15 protein-coding genes are annotated in these 18,001 nt (G+C 66.5%); 4 read left to right on the forward strand and 11 right to left on the reverse strand.

Going from position 1 to position 18,001, the window contains the following annotated elements:
* Nucleotides 1–8: 8 nt before the first annotated feature.
* From tssA to KO539_RS02540, 7 genes are all read right to left on the reverse strand, one after another.
* Complete coding sequence (gene tssA, locus KO539_RS02510; RefSeq protein WP_219307172.1) at nt 9–1,064, reverse strand: type VI secretion system protein TssA; 1,056 nt, start codon at nt 1,062–1,064, stop codon at nt 9–11.
* A gap of 20 nt (nt 1,065–1,084) precedes the next feature.
* Nucleotides 1,085–3,724 carry a type VI secretion system ATPase TssH gene (tssH, locus tag KO539_RS02515; protein ID WP_219307173.1) on the reverse strand — a complete coding sequence of 880 codons (2,640 nt, stop codon included), beginning with the start codon at nt 3,722–3,724 and terminating at the stop codon, nt 1,085–1,087.
* On the reverse strand, nt 3,721–4,194 hold the full coding sequence (tssE, locus tag KO539_RS02520; protein ID WP_035820620.1) for a type VI secretion system baseplate subunit TssE: 474 nt from the start codon (nt 4,192–4,194) through the stop codon (nt 3,721–3,723). The genes tssH and tssE overlap by 4 nt, the downstream gene beginning before the upstream one ends.
* Before the next feature lie 67 nt (nt 4,195–4,261).
* Entirely contained in the window at nt 4,262–4,753 is a 492-nt protein-coding gene (locus KO539_RS02525; RefSeq protein ID WP_034750126.1) for a type VI secretion system tube protein Hcp, read from the reverse strand.
* A gap of 31 nt (nt 4,754–4,784) precedes the next feature.
* Nucleotides 4,785–6,284 carry a type VI secretion system contractile sheath large subunit gene (gene tssC, locus KO539_RS02530; protein ID WP_219307174.1) on the reverse strand — a complete coding sequence of 500 codons (1,500 nt, stop codon included), beginning with the start codon at nt 6,282–6,284 and terminating at the stop codon, nt 4,785–4,787.
* A gap of 1 nt (nt 6,285) precedes the next feature.
* Nucleotides 6,286–6,795, reverse strand: coding sequence for a type VI secretion system contractile sheath small subunit (gene tssB / locus KO539_RS02535; RefSeq protein WP_219307175.1), 510 nt, complete (start codon nt 6,793–6,795; stop codon nt 6,286–6,288).
* A gap of 37 nt (nt 6,796–6,832) precedes the next feature.
* Complete coding sequence (locus KO539_RS02540) at nt 6,833–7,429, reverse strand: hypothetical protein (protein WP_219307176.1); 597 nt, start codon at nt 7,427–7,429, stop codon at nt 6,833–6,835.
* A 278-nt stretch (nt 7,430–7,707) separates the two neighbouring features.
* Between KO539_RS02540 and tssJ the strand changes: the two genes are divergently transcribed.
* From tssJ to icmH, 3 genes are read left to right on the forward strand one after another with little or no spacing between them, the layout of a single operon-like run.
* Nucleotides 7,708–8,304 carry a type VI secretion system lipoprotein TssJ gene (gene tssJ / locus KO539_RS02545; RefSeq protein ID WP_219307177.1) on the forward strand — a complete coding sequence of 199 codons (597 nt, stop codon included), beginning with the start codon at nt 7,708–7,710 and terminating at the stop codon, nt 8,302–8,304.
* A 37-nt stretch (nt 8,305–8,341) separates the two neighbouring features.
* Complete coding sequence (tssK, locus tag KO539_RS02550) at nt 8,342–9,712, forward strand: type VI secretion system baseplate subunit TssK (protein WP_219307179.1); 1,371 nt, start codon at nt 8,342–8,344, stop codon at nt 9,710–9,712.
* On the forward strand, nt 9,709–10,494 hold the full coding sequence (icmH, locus tag KO539_RS02555; protein WP_219307181.1) for a type IVB secretion system protein IcmH/DotU: 786 nt from the start codon (nt 9,709–9,711) through the stop codon (nt 10,492–10,494). The genes tssK and icmH overlap by 4 nt, the downstream gene beginning before the upstream one ends.
* A gap of 50 nt (nt 10,495–10,544) precedes the next feature.
* On the opposite strand, the gene KO539_RS02560 is transcribed toward icmH, so the two are convergent.
* From KO539_RS02560 to KO539_RS02575, 4 genes are all read right to left on the reverse strand, one after another.
* Nucleotides 10,545–11,324 (reverse strand): OmpA family protein, encoded by a 780-nt coding sequence (locus KO539_RS02560; RefSeq protein WP_099400344.1) that lies wholly within the window; start codon nt 11,322–11,324, stop codon nt 10,545–10,547.
* A gap of 9 nt (nt 11,325–11,333) precedes the next feature.
* Nucleotides 11,334–12,314 carry a type VI secretion system-associated protein TagF gene (gene tagF, locus KO539_RS02565; RefSeq protein WP_219307183.1) on the reverse strand — a complete coding sequence of 327 codons (981 nt, stop codon included), beginning with the start codon at nt 12,312–12,314 and terminating at the stop codon, nt 11,334–11,336.
* Nucleotides 12,311–16,120, reverse strand: coding sequence for a type VI secretion system membrane subunit TssM (tssM, locus tag KO539_RS02570; protein WP_219307185.1), 3,810 nt, complete (start codon nt 16,118–16,120; stop codon nt 12,311–12,313). Before tssM ends, tagF begins: the two co-directional genes overlap by 4 nt.
* Before the next feature lie 217 nt (nt 16,121–16,337).
* On the reverse strand, nt 16,338–17,177 hold the full coding sequence (locus tag KO539_RS02575; protein WP_219307187.1) for a M15 family metallopeptidase: 840 nt from the start codon (nt 17,175–17,177) through the stop codon (nt 16,338–16,340).
* A 139-nt stretch (nt 17,178–17,316) separates the two neighbouring features.
* On the opposite strand from KO539_RS02575, the gene KO539_RS02580 reads away from it, so the two are divergent.
* Complete coding sequence (locus tag KO539_RS02580; protein ID WP_219307189.1) at nt 17,317–17,988, forward strand: hypothetical protein; 672 nt, start codon at nt 17,317–17,319, stop codon at nt 17,986–17,988.
* Nucleotides 17,989–18,001 lie beyond the last annotated feature (13 nt).

Here is an 18,001-nt window from a genome sequence, read left to right on the forward strand (position 1 = left end):
CAGGGCCATCATCCGTTTGCACTGTTCGTGCCCAGCATTTCATCGAGCTGCGCCAGGGTGCTTGAATCCTTCACGACGGCGCGCAGCCACAGGTGCAGCGGCAGCTCACCCCAGCTGGCCGCCTTGTCCGCCAGGTAGGCGACGGGGCTGTGCGGCTCCGTGCGGCGGAAGAAATCGGCGACCTGGCGCAGCTGGGCCAGCGCCTGCTGGCGCTGCACGATGGCGCCCCCGCTGCCGCCGGCGCCCTGGCCAGCGGCGGGCGGCGCGCCGGCAAAATCCGCACCGGGCGACAGCGGCGCGATGAAGTGAATGGCGTTTTCCAGCACTTCGCGCGCGGCGCGAAAACTCGGGCCATCTGCGCCGAAACGCGCATCGACGCTGCGCTCGAACGCCAGCAGCGACTGCATGCAGTACTGCGCATCGGCCAGCAGGCCGTCGGAATAGGCGCGCGTGTTCCTTTGCCGCGCCGCCTCCATCTGCGCCAGGGTCGTGCCTTCTTCATGCCGCGCATCGCCCCAGCCCTGATCCGCCGCGCCCTGCGCCAGGCTGGCGGTCGCGCCCTGCGCCAGGCTGGCGGTCGCGCGCTGGCGCGCCGCATCGAAGTCCTGCAGCGAATACAGGCCGTCGGTGCCGTCGGTCAGCGGGATCTCGCGCAGCAGCTGCGGCGTGCGCGACAGCAGCCAGAAGACATTGCCGATGCGCTGTTCCTGGTCGCCCTCTTCCGCCGGCGGGTACAGGCCATCCCAGTAACGTTCGCACAGGCCGGCCAGCAGCGCGTAGCCATCGCCCAGGCCACGGAAGTGGCGCGTCTTCGCGTGCGCCTCGGCCAGCCACACGGCCACGCGCAAATCCTTGCTGCGCGTGGCGATCAGCTGTTCGCAGCGCGTCGCCACGAACGGCCAGTCGGCTTCCTTCAGCGCCGTCACCCATTCGCCCTGGTCCAGGCTGGGATCATCGTGCTGGCGCGCGCGCGCGATGGCGTCGAGCTCCTGACTGAAAGTGAGGTCTTCGCCGCAGGGACTGACGGCGCTGACGGGGTGCAGCAACTGCTCCAGATTGAACATGGCGCTCTCCGGAAGGTGGATTATCGGATCGTGTACTTGAACTGCCCCTGTTTATTTGCGCTGACGCGTATCGACGCCACTGGCTCGCCTGCGGCCATGCGCGCCAGCACCGCTTCGGCGATCGCCGGCAGCAGGCTGCCGTTGAGGATCTGGTCGACATTGCGCGCGCCCGAATCGACCTCGGTGCAGCGCGCCAGCACGGCGTCGACCAGGCCCGCGTCATGGCTGAACTGCGCCTGGTGGTTGCGCGCGATGCGCGCGCCTATCCGCGCCAGCTTCAGCCCGATGATTTCGGCCAGCACCGCGTCGTTGAGCGGATAGAAAGGCAGCACCTTCAGGCGCCCCAGCAGGGCCGGCTTGAAGCGCGCCACCAGTTGCGGGCGCACCAGTTCTTCCAGCGCGGCAGGCGTGGGCAAGTCCTGCGCCGCACGATTCAGACAGGCGGCCATCATCGCGCCGGACCCCAGGTTCGAGGTGGCGATGATGATGGTGTTGCGAAAATCGACTTCGCGCCCTTCCGCATCATCGAGCACGCCCTTGTCGAAGACCTGGAAGAACAGCTCCAGCACGTCGGGGTGGGCTTTTTCCGCTTCATCGAGCAGCACCACGCTGTAGGGCTGGCGCCGCACGGCTTCCGTCAGCACGCCGCCTTCGCCATAGCCGACATAGCCGGGCGGCGAGCCTTTCAGAGCGGCCACGCTGTGCGCCTCCTGGTACTCGCTCATGTTGATGGTAATGAGCTTGCGCTCGCCGCCATACAGCAGGTCGGCCAGCGCCAGCGCCGTTTCCGTCTTGCCCGTGCCGGACGGCCCCGTGAACAGGAACACGGCTTGCGGCTTGTTCGGGTCGTCCAGGCTGGCGCGCGCCGTGCGCACGCGCTGCGCCACCGCCTCGATGACGTGCTCCTGTCCCAGCACCCGTTCGCGCAGCGCCCCGTCGAGGGTCAGCACCGTGCGGATTTCATCCTTGAGCATTTTCCCCAGCGGGATGCCGGTCCAGCCGGCGACGATGCCAGCGACCACCTGCGCATCGACTTCCAGTGGCGACAGTGGCGCTTCTCCCTGCAGCGCCGCCAGTTCTTCCTTCAGCGCCAGCAGGCGCGCCGCGCCGATCTCGCCCGGCCGCTCGCCGCGTAGCTGCACGCGCAAGTCGCCGATCTGCGCCACCAGCGCCTTTTCGCGCTCCCAGCGCTGCGCCAGCGCCGCGACCGCCGCCTGCCCTTCCTCATGCTCGCGCCGCAGCTGCGCCAGGCGCGCGGCGCCGGCCTTGTCGGGCACTTCGCCATCGGCCGTCTCGCGGGCCAGGGCGGCGATTTCCGCGCCGATGCGTTCCTGGCGCCGGTGCGCGTTTTCCAGCTGCGCCGGCGTGGCGCGCTGGCCCAGCGCCACCTTGGCGCACGCCGTATCGAGCACGCTGATGGCCTTGTCGGGCAGCTGGCGCCCGCTGATGTAGCGGTGCGACAGGCGCACGGCATCAACGATGGCGGCGTCGCGCACGCGGATGCCGAAATGGCGCTCCATCAGCGGCGCCATGGCGCGCAGCATGGCGCAGGCGATGTCTTCGCTCGGCTCTTCCACCTTCACCACCTGGAAGCGCCGCGCCAGCGCCGCATCCTTTTCAAAATACTTTTTGTACTCGCTCCAGGTGGTGGCGGCAATGGTGCGCAGGGCGCCGCGCGCCAGCGCCGGTTTCAGCAGATTGGCCGCGTCGTTCTGCCCCGCCTGGCCACCGGCGCCGATCATCGTGTGCGCCTCGTCGATGAAGAGGATGATCGGGTGCGGGCTTTTCGTCACCTCGTCGATGACGTTCTTCAAGCGGCTTTCGAATTCGCCTTTTACGCTGGCACCGGCCTGCAGCAAGCCCATGTCGAGCGCGTGGATGTGCGCGCCCTGCAGCACCTCGGGCACGTCGCCGGCGGCGATGCGCAAGGCCAGGCCTTCCACCACGGCCGTCTTGCCCACGCCCGCCTCGCCCGTGAGTATCGGATTGTTCTGGCGCCGGCGCAGCAGGATATCGACGGCCTGGCGTATCTCCGCCTCGCGGCCGATCACGGGATCGAGCTTGCCGTCGCGCGCCAGCTGCGTCAGGTCGGTGGTGAACTGGTCCAGCGCCGGGGTTTTGCTGGCTAGGACAGTCACCGGGTCGTCCGCTGTGGCGGAAAGCTGCGGCACTGCCGCACTTTCCTCCGCAGAGCCGGCCGTCAGCTTGTCCGGATGGTGCTTCAATTGCTCCACGCTGAAGCGGGCGAACAGCTTCGAGCCGCGGTACGCGAGCTGCGCCAGTTCCGGCTCCGTCAGCAGCGCCAATAGCAGATGGCGGCTGCGGATGGGTCCTGGCTGCGCCGTGTCCAGCGAGGCGATCAGCCAGGCATGTTCGAACAGCAGCGGCAAATGAGGAGAGAAGACGGGCGTGCGTGCGCTGCCCGTGCGGAAGCCGCCGATCTCGCGCCGCAGGTCCGCCTCCAGCGCCGTCAGGCTGATTTCGCTGCGCTTCGCGATGGTGACGAAATCGCTGCGATCCTGCTCCAGCAGCGCCAGGAACAGGTGTTCGATATCGACTTCGTACTGGCCCAGTCCCACGCAGATGGCGGCGGCCCGGGTGGCGGCCGTGCGCGCCGTATCATTCAGTTTGGCGATCAAGGTTTTCAGGTTATGGCTCATGCGGCGGCTCCCTTGCGGTTGATCGAATAGCGCAGCGACGACGGCTGCAGCACGGCGTCGAAATTGACCGTCTCCCCGCCGGATCTCACGGCCAGGGTGCCGCTGATGACAAAGCCCACGCGATTGATGGCGCCCGCTTCGCGTTCCAGGCGGGCGCGCACATTGCGCAGCCGCGGTTCGTGGCGTTCAATGGCGGCCTTCAGCGCGGCGCAGATGCGGGCGCGGTCATCGCTGCTGGATAAGCACATGCCGGCGAAATCGATCAGGCCATAGTTGACGATGGACGCCGCGCATTCCGGATAAGCGTCGAGCGCGCCGGGCGGCAGGGCCACGCGCGTGTTGAGCAGCTCTTCCAGGTCGCGCGCCACCGCATCCTTCAATTGTTCCAGCGACAGGCGCACGGCCACGCCGCCCGCCGCACCGCCGTCGCCCATCAGGCGGTCGAACAGGCCAGGTACATAACTGTCCATGCGCTCTCCTGAAAAGTCGGCGCGGCGCGCGCAGGAGGATGTCCGCCGCGCGCCGCGCAAGGATGGATCAGGCCACGCGGTTCGCGGCCAGGTCCCAGCCGCCCGAGGTATTGCCGCCGGCGCCGCCCGTCACTTTTTGCTGCGTGTATTTCCACTTCACTTTCGAGAACTTGAAGCCGACGTGTTCACCGAGGATGTCGCCCTCTTCCACGTTCGGCGTGACGGCGCCGATCAGGACATTTTCGATTTCGATTTCAAAGTACTTGACGCGCTCGCCCTGGCCGTCGGCACGCATGAATTCGAAGCGCGCCTTGGGGATGGTCTTGCCGGCCGAGCAGGTCTGCAGCAGCACCGGCGAGGCCAGGTCGGCCAGCTTGGAGATGACGATGTCCTTGTGCTCGCAGCGTTCCGCCGTGTGGCCGCCGCCCGTCGAAGCGGTGGCGGACTTCGGCTGCTCGACGCTCCAGCTGACCGATTTGCACTCGATCCAGTCCTTGTGCTTGTCATCGGTGGACTCGCCCTTGATGCCGTCTATCTGCAGATATACATCGATTGCCATGGTGTGCTCCTGTGGTTGAAAGATGGATGAATCAGGAATTGGTCGACTTCGGCAACTCCGCGACCAGTCGGAGCGAAACGGATAATTCATCGAGCTGGAAGTGCGGCCGCAGGAACGACACGGCGCGGTACACGCCGGGCCGGCCCGGCACTTCATGCACCTGCACGGACGCCTCGCGCAGCGGGAACTGCGCCTTCTGCTCCTGGCTGGCGTTATCGTCGAGCAGCACGTACTGCATCAGCCAGCGGTTCAAAAAATCTTCCACGTTGGAGGCGGCGGCAAAGCTGCCGATCTTGTCGCGCATCATGGCCTTCATGTAATGGGCAATGCGCGAGACGGCGAAGATGTACTGCAGCTGCGACGACAGCACCGCGTTCGCGTTGGCCGCGTCGCTGTTGTACTTGCGGCTTTTCTGCGCCGACTGCGCGCCGAAAAACGCCGCATACGCCGTGTTCTTGCAGTGCACCAGCGAGATGAAGCCCAGGTCCGACAATTCCTTCTCGCGGCGGTCGGTGATCGCCACTTCGGCCGGGCATTTCAGGGCCACGTCGCCCTCGTCCGTCTTGAAGGTGTGGGTCGGCAGGTCGTCCACCAGGCCGCCGCCCTCCACGCCGCGGATGGCGGCGCACCAGCCGTAGTCGGCAAAGGCGCGCGTCAGCTTGCAGCCGAACGCATACGCGGCGTTACACCACAGGTATTTGTGATGGTCGCTGCCGTCGACGTCCTCGACAAAATTGAAACCTTCGACCGTGGTGCCGTCGACGGGATTGAAGGGCAACCGGCCCAGGAAACGGGGCAAGGTCAGGCCGACGTAGCGCGCATCCTCGGATTCGCGGAAGGCTTTCCATTTCGCGTACTCGATGGTGTCGAACACCTTGGCCAGGTCGCGCGGCTTGCCCAGGTCGCCGTAGCTTTCCAGGCCAAACAGTTCCGGCGCGGCTGAAGCGATGAAGGGTGCATGCGCGGCGGCGGCGATGTGCGACATCTGCTCGACGAAATACATGTCTTCCGGCTGGCGCGAAATGGCGAAGTCGCCCAGCAGCGCGGCGAATGGCGCGCCGCCGAAGGTGCCGAATTCCTCTTCATACACCTTCTTGAACATGCTGCTCTGGTCGAACTCCAGCGCGGCCTGGAAATCCTTCACCAGTTCGCGCTTGGTGGCGTTGAACATGCGGATCTGCAGGCGCGTGCCCGTATCGGAGTTGCCGACCAGGTAGCGCAACCCCGTCCAGCTTTGTTCGAGCTGCTGGAATGGCGCCGCGTGCATGATTTCGCTGAGCTGGGCCGAGATCAGGCGGTCGATTTCCGCCACGCGCCCGTCCAAGGTCGCCGACAGGCTGCTGGACATCAGCACCGTGCCATCGAGCACCTGCGCCACCAGTTCCGAAATCAGGTCACGCGCGCGCGCATGTTCGGCGCCGGACTTGGCGACGCGGCTTTGCTCGACGATTTGATCGAGCAAGTCGGTGGTGGCCGGCGCGTCCGGCGTGGATACCGCAAAGGCTTCTGGGGCTTCTGCCTGGGCGCTCATCTCAATCCTCCTGCGCTGGGAAGTGCGGTTTCAGGGTGGCCAGACTGTCCGTGTTGTTCAGCACTTCCGTCAGCAAGTCTTCCAGCTTGTCGTTGCCGGCCAGCTTGTTGCGCAGGTCGGCCAGCTTGGTGCGCGCTTCGAGCAGCTTGCGCAAGGGGTCGACCTGGCGCACCACCGATTCCGGGCGGAAGTCGTCCATCGAGCGGAAGTGCAGGTCGACGGCGAACGTGCCGCCCGCCTCGCTGAGGCGGTTCGGCACGGCGAAACGGGCCACCGGCTCCACGCCAGCCAGCACTTCGTCGAAATTGTCGCGGTCGATGGCGACGAACTTGCGATCCTTCAGGCGCTTTTTTTCGCTGTCCGGATTGCCGCCGAAGTCGCCCAGCACGCCGACCACGAAGGGCAGCTCCTTGTTTTCAATCGCGTCGCCAATCTCGACGTCGTAGGTCATTTGCACGCGCGGCGCGCGTATCTTTTGCAGGCGTTTTTGCACGCTGTCGGACTTGGGCATGGCGCTTCCTTTGCAAGGGAATGGTGGGGATGCTCGCTTATTTCAGGCCGCTGAACGGGTCGGCCGCACTGGCTGGCGCTGCCGCGCCCTTCGCCGCCGGCGTGCCGGAGCTGGCGCTGGCGGCACGCTTGCCGGCCGCCGGCGGGCGCCTGGCCGGCGGCACCAGCACCTCTTCGCCGATGCTCGCGCGCAGCAGCTTGGCCAGGTCCTGCGCTTCCGAGCGCAGCGAGCCATTCAGATTGTTTTGCCGCGACAGGTCGGCCAGCGCCTTGCCGGACAGGCGCAAGCCGCTGACGGCGACGATGCTGTTGGCGACCTTGTCGTCCGGGTCGCGCTCCAGCGCTTCAAGCGCATGGCCGATGGCCTCGCCGTACTGGGCGCGGTCGAACTTCATCTGCGCCATTTGCAGCCACGGCGCCTTGTCGGCCGGGTAGCTGGCACCGCCACCCTTGAGCAGGGTCATGGCGCGCTCGTACTGGCCGGCGCGCGCGGCCGCATCGGCCTCGCTCATCACTTGCGCCAGGGTCGGCGCGGCAGGTTTCTTGGGTGCCGGCTGGTCCGGCGTGGCGCAGGCGGCCAGCAGCAAGGCGCTGGCGAGGCAGGCAATACGGGGCAATATGGTGGCTGGCTTCATCGGGGCATTCCTTCACGTGGAGGACGCTACCGCTGGGAAAGATGGGCGGCGCCTTGGTGGAGGCCATTATTGATCGCCAATTTTTTTGCCAAATTGAGATTAATCAGCAAAGAAGAAGTTCCACATCACAGCCGCGTACAGCGACACGAAGCCTGATCTGGCGCAGTAATTATCTTGATCGCAGGTGGACTTTGTGCCAACGCAAGCAGGCCGCCCGTGCATGCGCTTAAATGAATGCAACACTTTTATTTCCATCCTTCACCTTGCAAAGATCGCCCATGCCTCCTGACGCCCCGCTCCGCCGCCTCATCCGCGCCACCGCGCCACTGCTGCTGGTGCTGCAGCCGCTGCTGCTGGCCGGCTGTGCGGGCGGCGCCATCGGCACCCTCGCCAACGCGGCGCTGCAGATGGCCGGCGTGGCCAAGCCGCCGCCGGAACTGCCCGACGCGCAAAAGCCACCGCGCAACGTCAGCATCCGCCTGCATGCGGCGCAGCGCCTCAACACGGATGCGGACGGCCGGCCGCTGGCGCTGGTGGCGCGCATCTACAAGCTGCGCCAGAACGCCGCCTTCGAACAGGCGCCCTACGACAGCTTTCTCGATGCGCAACGCGAAAAGGCCACGCTGGGCGCCGACCTGATGGAAGTGAAGGAAGTGCTGCTGGTACCGGGCCAGCGCTACGAGGTCCAGGAGAAAGTCAGCAAGGAAGCGTATTTCATCGGCGTCGTGGCCCTGTTCCGCGCGCCGGCGGCGCAGCGCTGGCGCGCCACCTTTGCCGCCGCCGACGCGGAGCGCGGCGGCATCACGGTCGGCCTGCACGCCTGCGCGCTGAGCGTCAGCGGCATGGCCGCGCTGTCGGCCCCGCGCTGCCAGTAGCACACACAAACACGCCACACATTCAAGGAGAAACGAGATGGGCATGGCAGCGAAAGTCTTGTGGGGAGAGGGCCTGTTCCTGCGGCCGCAGCATTTCCAGCGCCAGGATCAATATCACGAAGCGCGCCTGCATCACACGGCCAGCGCGCTGCATCCCTACCTGTGGGGCGTGGCGCACATGGAATGGGATCTGGCGGCGCTGAAGACGGGCCGCTTGCGCCTGCACGCCCTGTCGGCGATCTTCCGCGACGGCGAAGTGTTCGAGGCGCTGGGCGACGGCGCACCGGGCAGCGATACCCTGCCCCCGCCGGTGGACCTGGAAGCGCTGCCGCCGGCGGTGCAGGAAGTGACGTATTACGCGGCGCTGCCCATCCTCAACCGCGAAGGCATGAATTACACGGCGCAGGCGTCAACGGCAGGCACGCCGGCGGCCACGCGCTTTGCGCACGCCATGCGCGCCACGCCCGACCTGTTCACGGAATCCGCCGTGGCCGACGTGGCTTACCTGAAGAAGACCGTGCGCCTGATTCCCGACAGCGAGGCGCGCGGCTCCTACGACTGCCTGCCGCTGATCGCCCTGCGGCGCACGGTGTCGGGCGGCTTCGAGCCCGTGCCCTCGTTCATGGCGCCCAGCCTGGCGATCGCCGGCGCGCCGCGCCTGCAGGGCGTGCTGGAACACCTGCTCGACGCGCTGCAGGCGAAAGTGAGCGCGCTGCACGGCCACCACCGCGAGCCGAGCCGCAACGTGATCGAGTTCCGCTCGGGCGACGTGTCCTCGTTCTGGCTGCTGCACACGGTCAGCACGGCCGCCGCCGCGCTGATGCACTATGTCCGCCATCCGGCCCTGCATCCGGAGCGCCTGTACGAAGCGCTGCTGGGCCTGGCTGGCGGCCTGCTCAGCTACTCCAAGCATTACACCCTGGCCAGCCTGCCCGCCTACGACCATGCGCAGCCAGGCGCCTGCTTCGACGCCATCGATGCGATCATCCGCGAACTGCTCGATACCGTCATCTCGTCGAAATACTTTTCCATCGCCCTGCTTGAAGACAAGCCGTCGTACTACCTGGGCAAGCTCGATTCGGGCAAGATCGACCAGCACACCACCTTGTACCTGGCCATTCGCGCCGCCATGCCCGCCATCGAACTGGTCGACGTGGTGCCGCTGCGCGTGAAAGTGGGCGCGCCCGACGACGTGGAAAAATGCGTGCTCACGGCCATGCCCGGTCTGAAGCTGTCGCATGCGCCGCAAGTGCCGGCCGCCATTCCCGTGCGCCCCGACACCTATTATTTTGCGATTGAAAACCGCGGCGTGTTGTATGAACAGATGCTCAAGGCGCAGTCGATTTCCGTCTACGTGCCGGCCGGCATACGCGACCTGCAGCTGGAACTGATCGCGGTGACGGCATGAGCCAGCTCATCGAACGGCGCGCGGCGCCTTCCCTGCTGGGACAACGCGGTTCCGCTCCCGCAGGCAGCGGCCGGCATGCCGGCAGCGCCCTGCTGGACCTGATGCACGAAGGCTTTTATATGCTGTTCATGCTGAAGCACGGTTCGGCGCCCGGCGACGAGCAAAGCTTCATGGACCGCATCACAACCTTCCTCGACGACTTCGAACGCGAAGCGAAAAAGATCCGCGCCGATGGCGACGATATCGAGGCGGCCAAGTATGCGTTCTGCGCGGCCGTCGATGAAATCATCCTGGCCTCGCCTTTCACGCTGCGCAAGCAGTGGGAGCGGCGCCCGCTGCAGTTGCTGATCTTTGGCGACCAGCTGGCCGGCGAACACTTTTTCGACCGTCTCGACGCCTTGCGCGGCAAGGGCGCCATGCGCGTGCAGGCGCTGCAGGTCTTCCACATGTGTTTATTGCTGGGATTCCAGGGCAAGTATGCGATCGACGGCGGCGAAAAACTCAGCTACCTGACGGCGCGCCTGGGCGACGAAATCGCCCACATCAAGGGCAAGAGCCGCGGCTTCGCGCCACGCGCGGAACGCCCCGACCAGGTGGTCAACAAACGCGGCAGCGACGTGCCGCTGTGGGCCTTGTCGAGCTTTTTCGCCCTGCTGGCCATCTGCGCCTACCTGGGCCTGAAAACGCATCTGACGCGCGGCACGCAAACGACCCTGGCCGCGTATACTGACCTGGTCAAGCTGGCGCCACGCCCGGCGCACCTGACCATCACCCTGCCTTGAACACCTCACAAAACCTACTGCGCGTCGGTTTTGTGAGGTGTCAACCCAATCTACTGCGCGATCCTGAACTCGATGCGCCGGTTTCTCGCCCGGCCATCGGCCGTGGCGTTGCTGGCCACGGGACGGTCCGGCCCCTGGCCCGACACCAGCACCGAATCGGCCGCGACGCCCTTGCTGGCCAGGTAGGCGCGCACGGCTTCGGCGCGCGCCTGGCTCAGGGCCACATTGCTGGCGCGCAGGCCCGTGTCGTCCGTGTGGCCGATCACCTCCACCTTGCGGCCCCGCAGCCGGAGCATGGCGGCCGCCATCTCGTCGAGAATGGCCAGGCCGGCCGGCGTGATGGAAACCTTGCCGCTGTCGAATTCGATGATGCGTTTATCGAGCGCCGCATCGAGCAAGCCCTGCTCGGCCTCGGCCGCCCTGACCCGCAAGCCATTGTTGACGACATACGTGGGATTGAGGCTGGTGGCGATGTCGCTGGCGATCTGCTGGCGCTGCGCCTCGTTCGCCACTTCGCCGCGCACGCTGACGTTGTTGCCGTCGATGCTGATCTGCCCCCGTGAAATGAGCTTCAGGTTCGGCGCGATCAGCTTGTGCACGTAGCCGTTCCAGTTGGCCGGCACGGCCACGTTGCCGATGGCGATCTGATCGACCACGCGCTCGGCGCCATACAGTTCGCGCAGGCGGGCCAGCACGGCCGCCTTGCCCGCCTCGTCGGCCAGGGTGCCCGTGACGAGGATCTGTCCCGGCATCGGCGTCTGGGGCGCTTGCGCCTGGGCGTGGCAGGCAGTGGCCACAGCGAATAGCAACAGGAAAATAGGTGACTTCATCGCAATCCTTCAGACAAAGGTATCGGCAAACATGGCGCAGGCCGAGCGCAGCGACAGCTGCTCCTGCTGCAGGCAGGCGGAAAACCGGCGCAGCGCCGCATCGTGTCCCAGCTGCTCCTCGACCCAGTCCAGCTGGTCGAAGACGATCAGCCGTTCGCAGCCGGCCTGCGGATCGATCAGCGCGCGCAAGCCATGCGGGTCGGCGCCGCAAAAGCCGATCACCAGCACGGGCGCCTCGTCGAGGTGGGAAAAGAACAGCGCCAGTTCGAAATCGGCCTGGCGCAGGAAAGGCGCAATCAAATGCAGCCAGAAGCTGGCCACCAGCTCGCGCAGCTGCGCGTCCTGCGGCAGCGGCAGCACCAGGCTTTTTTCCAGGCGCGGCAAGCCGCTCTGGCGCACCGGCTGCAGCAGCAGGCCCAGGCCCAGCAGCAATTCGCGCACCGTCACAGGGAAGGCGGGCGAAGCGAGCAGCGTTTGCAGGCCATGCACGGTCTGCGCCTGCAAAAAGGCGGCCAGCCGCGCCGCGTGATCCGGTGCGGCCGGTTCGACTTCGACCACGTTGCCGGCCAGCGCCAGCAACGCCGGCCCCGGTTCGGCGCTGGCCACGATGCCGTGCGACAGCTGCTCCACGCGCTGCCACAGGGGCGCGAGCGCCAGCGGGCTGCAGGCGACAAAGGCTTCGGCGTCATCGACTTCCAGCGCGCCCATGGCCATGAAAGGAAAGCGCCGCAGCGACTGGTCGTTGCTCGCTTCCAGGCGCCCGGCGATGGCGCGTCGGCTGCGCGTGCCGACAAAGGCAAAGCGCAGCGGCGGCAAGGCGTCGTAATTGAGCTTCCAGCGCGGTTCCACCGTCAGGGCCGTCATCACCTGCGCCAGCCAGTCGTCGAGCAGTTGCACCAGCGCGTGATTGTCGCAAGCCTTGATGAAATCGCCGCGCGCGGGGATCTTGCCAAAGTAACCGAGGCGCACCTGCTGTTGCGCGCGCATCATGGCGCCACTCCGGTCGCCGCAACTGCAGCGACGACTGGCACAGGCGCGCCCGGCATGCCGACGATGGTCTCGGGCAGCTGCATGCCGCGAAAACCCTGCTCCTGCAGCGCCGTGGCGGATCCCGCGCCCGAGGTTTCGGCGCTGCTGGTGATTTTCAGGTCGACCGCCACGGCCACCTCGCCGCGCGCCCAGCGCAGTTCGAACACGCCGCCCTCCTTGCGCTTTTTGCTCGCCGCGTCGATCATGCGCTTCAGGCCGAATTGCCCCGGCTCGTTGAACAGTTCCACCGTGCGCCCGTCGAAGGTGACGGCCGTGATGCGCGCGCCCTGGGCGCCCGCCGCGCCCTGCGGACCCGGATGCACCATGTTCGTCCACTGCGCCGGCGTGTTACGGTAGCGTAGCTGCTGGCCATCGATCTCCACCGTGTATTCCAGGGTGCCGGGCGCGGGCGACGGCTGGATCTGGAAGACGGTTTGCGCCGCCGTCGAGGTGGCCGCCACGCCGCCCGCGCCCAGCGGCGCGATCCAGCCTGGGAAACGCGCCACCACCTGCGGCGCCAGGCTGATGCCCATGTCGGCCCAGGTGCGCGGCGCCAGCACGTCGCCGCGCCGCACCACCAAGGGGCCCATCGACGTCGTGACGAATTTCGCCACCAGTCCTTCCGGGCCGAAGAACTGGCCGATTTCCAGGTTGCTCGCCTCGATGCGCGCCGTGGGCGCGAACGGATATTTGTTGGCCAGCGATTTCTGGAACGGTTCATATACCTGCGCCGCCCAGGTCTTGTTGATATCGAGTTCGGCCGGCGCGACGATGACGGCAAAGGTCTGCATCAGCGGGCGCACGAGGATGGGACGAATCGCCTGCTTTTGCGCGTCGCTCATCCCCGTGAGCACCTGCTCGTCGACCAGTTTCAGGGCGTCGGCCAGCTCGGAACCGCTGCCCTCCAGGGTCTGCTGCATGAACTGGCGCGCGCCCGGTCCCGCGTCGCCCTGGTTCTTCAGCTGGTTCAGGCGGCTGCGCAGTTTCGACAGCGCTTCCAGATAGGCGCGCATCAGCGAGGCATTGTTGTCCCTAGCCGCCACCAGCTTGCCCACGCCGGCAAATTCGCGTCCCACGGGGCCCATGGGCTTGTCCAGGCGGGCCGGGTCGAGCTGCGCATTGACGCCGGGATTGGCCGTCAGCTGCGACGGCGCGCGGCGCAGCACGGTTTCCTTGAACCAGGCGATGAGGCCCCGTTCCGCCTTGCGCAATTGGGCGTTCTGCAGCGCCGGGTTGTCCCACGAGGTTTCTTCATAAATGGTCGTCAGCAGCTTGGCGATCGGCGACGACTGCGGGTCGCCCAGGCGGTTCATCGCCTGCACGGCGCCGTCAAAACCTTTCAGGTCGGCGACGGCCACGCCCTGCACGAATTTCTGCCACTCGCGCGCATAGTCGGCCTTGTACATGGCCACCAGGTTTTTCTCGATCTGCTCCGGACTGCCTTCCAGGGTCAGGTCGTCGGTCGAGGCGCTTTTCAGCACCCAGTCGGCGCTTTGCAGCTCGCGGTTGGCGGCGTCGCGAAACGCGCCCTCGACGAACTTTTCCCAGGCCTGGCGCGTAAAGGCGCCGGAGACGGCATAGCTGCCCGCCAGCAGCGCCTGATCCTGCTCGCCGACGATGCGCGCCACCGTCATGCCGGGAAAACGCGTCGAGGCGCGCGCCTTGACGTCGGCATACACGCGCTCGCGCGCCGGCATGCCGCGCACCACGCGGCGCAGGTTCTCGCGTGCCTGGTCGACCAGCGCCAGCTTCTGCTCGATGCGCGGCCAGGACGGGTCGCCGATCTGCGCCAGGTAAAACGTCAGCAGCCGTTCGGCGCTGCGTATCATCTGTTCGCGCGGCATGGCGCCCCGGTTGCCCTCCAGCCAGGCGCGCCAGAAACGCGTCAGCTGGTCGTTCAGGTGACTGCTTTCCGCATGCGATTTATCGGCCAGCATCAGATAGGTTTTCAGCGCGTTGTAGGCGTCTTCCACATTCGTCGCGCTGGCCGCCTGGTACTGGACATTGCGTGGCGCAGAGGATGCGGCGGCCGGCGTCTGCGGCGTGCGCGCCGTGGGCTGCAGCTGGTCGGCGCTGGCGTTCATCTCGAACAGCAAGGCTTCCAGCGCACCCGCCACCGGGGTCAGCATGACCTGGCGCGCGCCGGCGAAATATTCCTCGCGCAGCTTGCGTTCAAGCAGTTCGCCCTGGTACAGGCCCAGGCGCAATGACCACGGCCGTTGCGTGCGGTACGCTTCCAGCTGCTCGATACGGTCCTGCAATATTTCAAGCGCTTCCAGGCGCGACTGCAAGTCCAGGCGCCGCTCCTGCAGTTTCACCACTTTATTCAAGTCGGCCTCGACGTTGGCCACCAGTTGCCGGTTGCCCAGGTAGGACCAGCTCCAGCCGCCCAGGCAGGCGCCCAGCGACACGGTGGCGGCAAAGAACACGGCATATTTGAAGCGCAGCCTGGCGCGGTTGGCATAGTTGGCCACCAGGTGCTTGTCGGCAAAAATCACCTTGCGGAACAGCTCCAGCAGGAAATAGCCATGCTGGCGCGCGCCCGTGGGCGCGGCGGCCGGGGCCGGCGCAAAGGCCAGGTCGAAGCGGCGCGCCACCTGCTGCGAGGAGGAGCTGACGGGCTCGCCTTCCTGCAGCGCGCTGGTAAAGTAAAAGCCGCGGAACACGGGCTGGAACTGGAACGGATTTTCCTCGAACAGGGTGGCAATAAAAGCGCGCAGGGCCGGCTTGATGGCGGCAAACTCCAGCGGAAAGGTGAACACGCCGGGCGCCATCGTCTTGCGTTGCCGGTGCGCCATATTGGCCAGGCTCAGCTCCGTCAAGCCATCGTGCAATTCATCGAAACTCTGGTCGAAAAACGCCAGCAAGTCGGCCGTCGGCAGCTTGCGCTGGTAGGGCATGGTGGCGCCCCAGACGCGCTCGCGCTCGCTGCGCTCGGCATCGGCGAAAAACTCCGTGAAGCCGGCGATCAGGTCCGCCTTGGTAAACACGATGTACAGGGGCGCGAACACTTCCAGGCGCTCGATGACGTCCTGCACGCGCTTGCGCAGGCTGCGCGCCAGTTGCATGCCGACATCAGGATCGCCGCCCAATTCGGCTATGCTGACGGCGATGAGGATGCCGTTGACGGGCGCCTTGCGCCGGTATTTTTTCAGCAGGTCGAGAAAGCCGAACCACTCGCCGCGGTGCTCGTCGACGACGCAATAGCGCCCTGCCGTGTCGAGCACGATGCCGTCCGTGGTGAAAAACCAGTCGCAGTTGCGCGTGCCGCCCACGCCTTGCACGACCTTGCCGTCGGCGAAAGGAAATTGCAGGCCCGAATGCAGGATGGCGCTGCTCTTGCCGGCGGCCGGATTGCCGATGATCATGTACCACGGCAGTTCGTACAGGGCGGCGGCGCCCGACTTGAGGCCCAGCTTGGATGTCTTGATGGTCTCGATGGCGGCCAGCATGCCCGTGCGCACGGCGCCAAGTTCGCCCTGCTGGGTGCTGCTGGCCGTGGACGCCGAGGCCGCTTGCGCGGCGGCGATCTCGGCCTCGTTGAGGATGGCCTGGCCCAGCGCCTGCGCATCGCGCCGCGCGCGGCGCCGGCGCCACAGCCACAGGCCCAGCCAGGTAAGAAATGCCAGCAGCAGCAAGGCCAGCGCCCAGATCAGCGCCACTTCGAGCACCTCGGCGCCCAGGTACAGGGACACGGCCAGCGCCACGAAGCCAAGGATGGTCAGATTGCGGCTGTCGGTGAGGAAATGCCAGATTCTTCGCAGCATGATGAGCCCAGGGTGAGGTCGCAAAGCAGGAGGAACGCCGCCGCGCAGCGAGGCGGAGTCGGCCCATGCTGACAGCAATGCGGCACGCCTTTGTTGACATATGACAAGTACCAGGCGCCAGCGCGCGGCAGGCGCCGGTGTGCCCTTGACGCTGCGCAAGCAAGCTTGCAGCGGTGAAAATCTAGCCGCCGCGCGGCGCTAGAATGGCTGGCGCGGCTTACTTGCCCAGCACGCGCGGTTGCGGCAATTCCGTGTGGCCAAAGTCCATCATGGTCCAGCGTCCGCCCCAGCGCAGGCCCACCGATTCGGCCGTCACGCCATATAAACGGTAACCGCGCATGGCCCAGGCATTTTTTTCAGAAATGATGAGCTTTCCTTCATGCATGAATGCGCAATCGGCCGCCAGGCCATACTGGTGATAGCTTTGAAACGCCTTCGCGTTCGTCACGTTCGGGCCGGCCGCCGCCAGTTGATCCTGGCGCGCGGGGCTGCGATAGCCTTCCAGCAAGACCATGTCGTAACCATGCACGTCTTTCATGATCTTGAAGACCAGCAGCAAACGCTGCGCGAAATCGTGGTCGAGCAATTGCCAGTTGCGGCTGGCGCCGCCCAACAGCGGACGCAGCTGCGTTACTTCCGCCGTGGAAAACAGCAGCGGCGGCAGGGTTGGCGGCGGCACCAGCTGCTCGCCTTTCAGCAGGTCGCTGACCTGGTCGTTGATGACGTGTTGCTGATCGGCATAGCCGCGCAGGGCGATGCGGTCGCTGGACAGCCAGGCCAGCAGCGGCGGCACGATCACCAGCACGCTGCCTGCCAGGCTCAGCCAACGATGCCGCCACAGCAGCTGCCAGGCGCGCGCCATGCCCGAGCCCGTATGCCGCTGCACCCGCTGCCACTGCGCGCCGCTGCCGCCCTTCAGGTGCTGCGCGCGCCGCTGCATGCGCCAGCCCAGGTTGACGAGCGTGTGCAGCACGGTGGCGCGACCACCGGGAAACAACAGCAGCCAGCAGGCAAAACAGGCGAGCAGGAAATACATCAGGACCAGGGCGACGAACATGGGGCGCTCCGTGACGGAAATCGGCGGGACCGGGCAATCCATTGCTCGGTGGTATCGCTAGATCGTAGGCGTGCGCGGCCCGCATGAGCGCGGTTTACATCAAGGTCAGTCGAATTTGATCCACTACGGAGGTGATATTTTGTCTTTACTGAAAACCGGGGATGGCCAGGCGCGCGGTCCCGACCTGTTGAGCAAGGCCGGCGCGGCTGGTGCGCGCATCGAAGGCAAGGGCATCCTGTCGCAGCTCGAACACGGCGTCGCCGCGCCCGCAGCAATGCCGGCCCTGCGCTGGCGCCCCGGCTGGCGGCACTGGGCCGCTGGCGCGCTGTGCCTGACGGTGCTGATCACGGCCGTGCTCGCCTACGATACGGAGGTCATCCTCCTGCCGCCCGCACCCGCCACGGCCATGGTTCCGCCCATCATGCCAGCGCCAGCCGTGCCGCAACAGGCGGCGCAGGCGGCCACCATCGTCAATACGGCGGCACCGCCCTTGCCCGAGGTGGCCGCCGCGAGCGCGCCGCGCAAGACGCCGCCGCCCGCGCGCCAGACGGCCGCGCGGCCACAAGGGACAAGGCCGGCCGCCGCGCCCGGCGACAGCGACGTCGCCTTGCTGACGGCGATGGTGGCCCATGCGCACGGGCAGGAAGGCACGGCAAAGCCCGTGCGCGACGTGGTGCTGCGCCAGCAGGAACAGGAACAGGAAACGGCGGAACTGTTGCGGCGCTGTCAGCAGCTGGGCTTGATCGAAGGCATGCTGTGCCGTTCGCGCATCTGCTCGGGCCGCTGGGACAGCGATCCCGCCTGCCATTGAGCGCCTGCGCGGA

The sequence above is a fragment of the Janthinobacterium sp. NKUCC06_STL genome, assembly GCF_019345455.1.
GTDB classification, from domain to species: Bacteria; Pseudomonadota; Gammaproteobacteria; order Burkholderiales; family Burkholderiaceae_D; genus Janthinobacterium; species Janthinobacterium rivuli.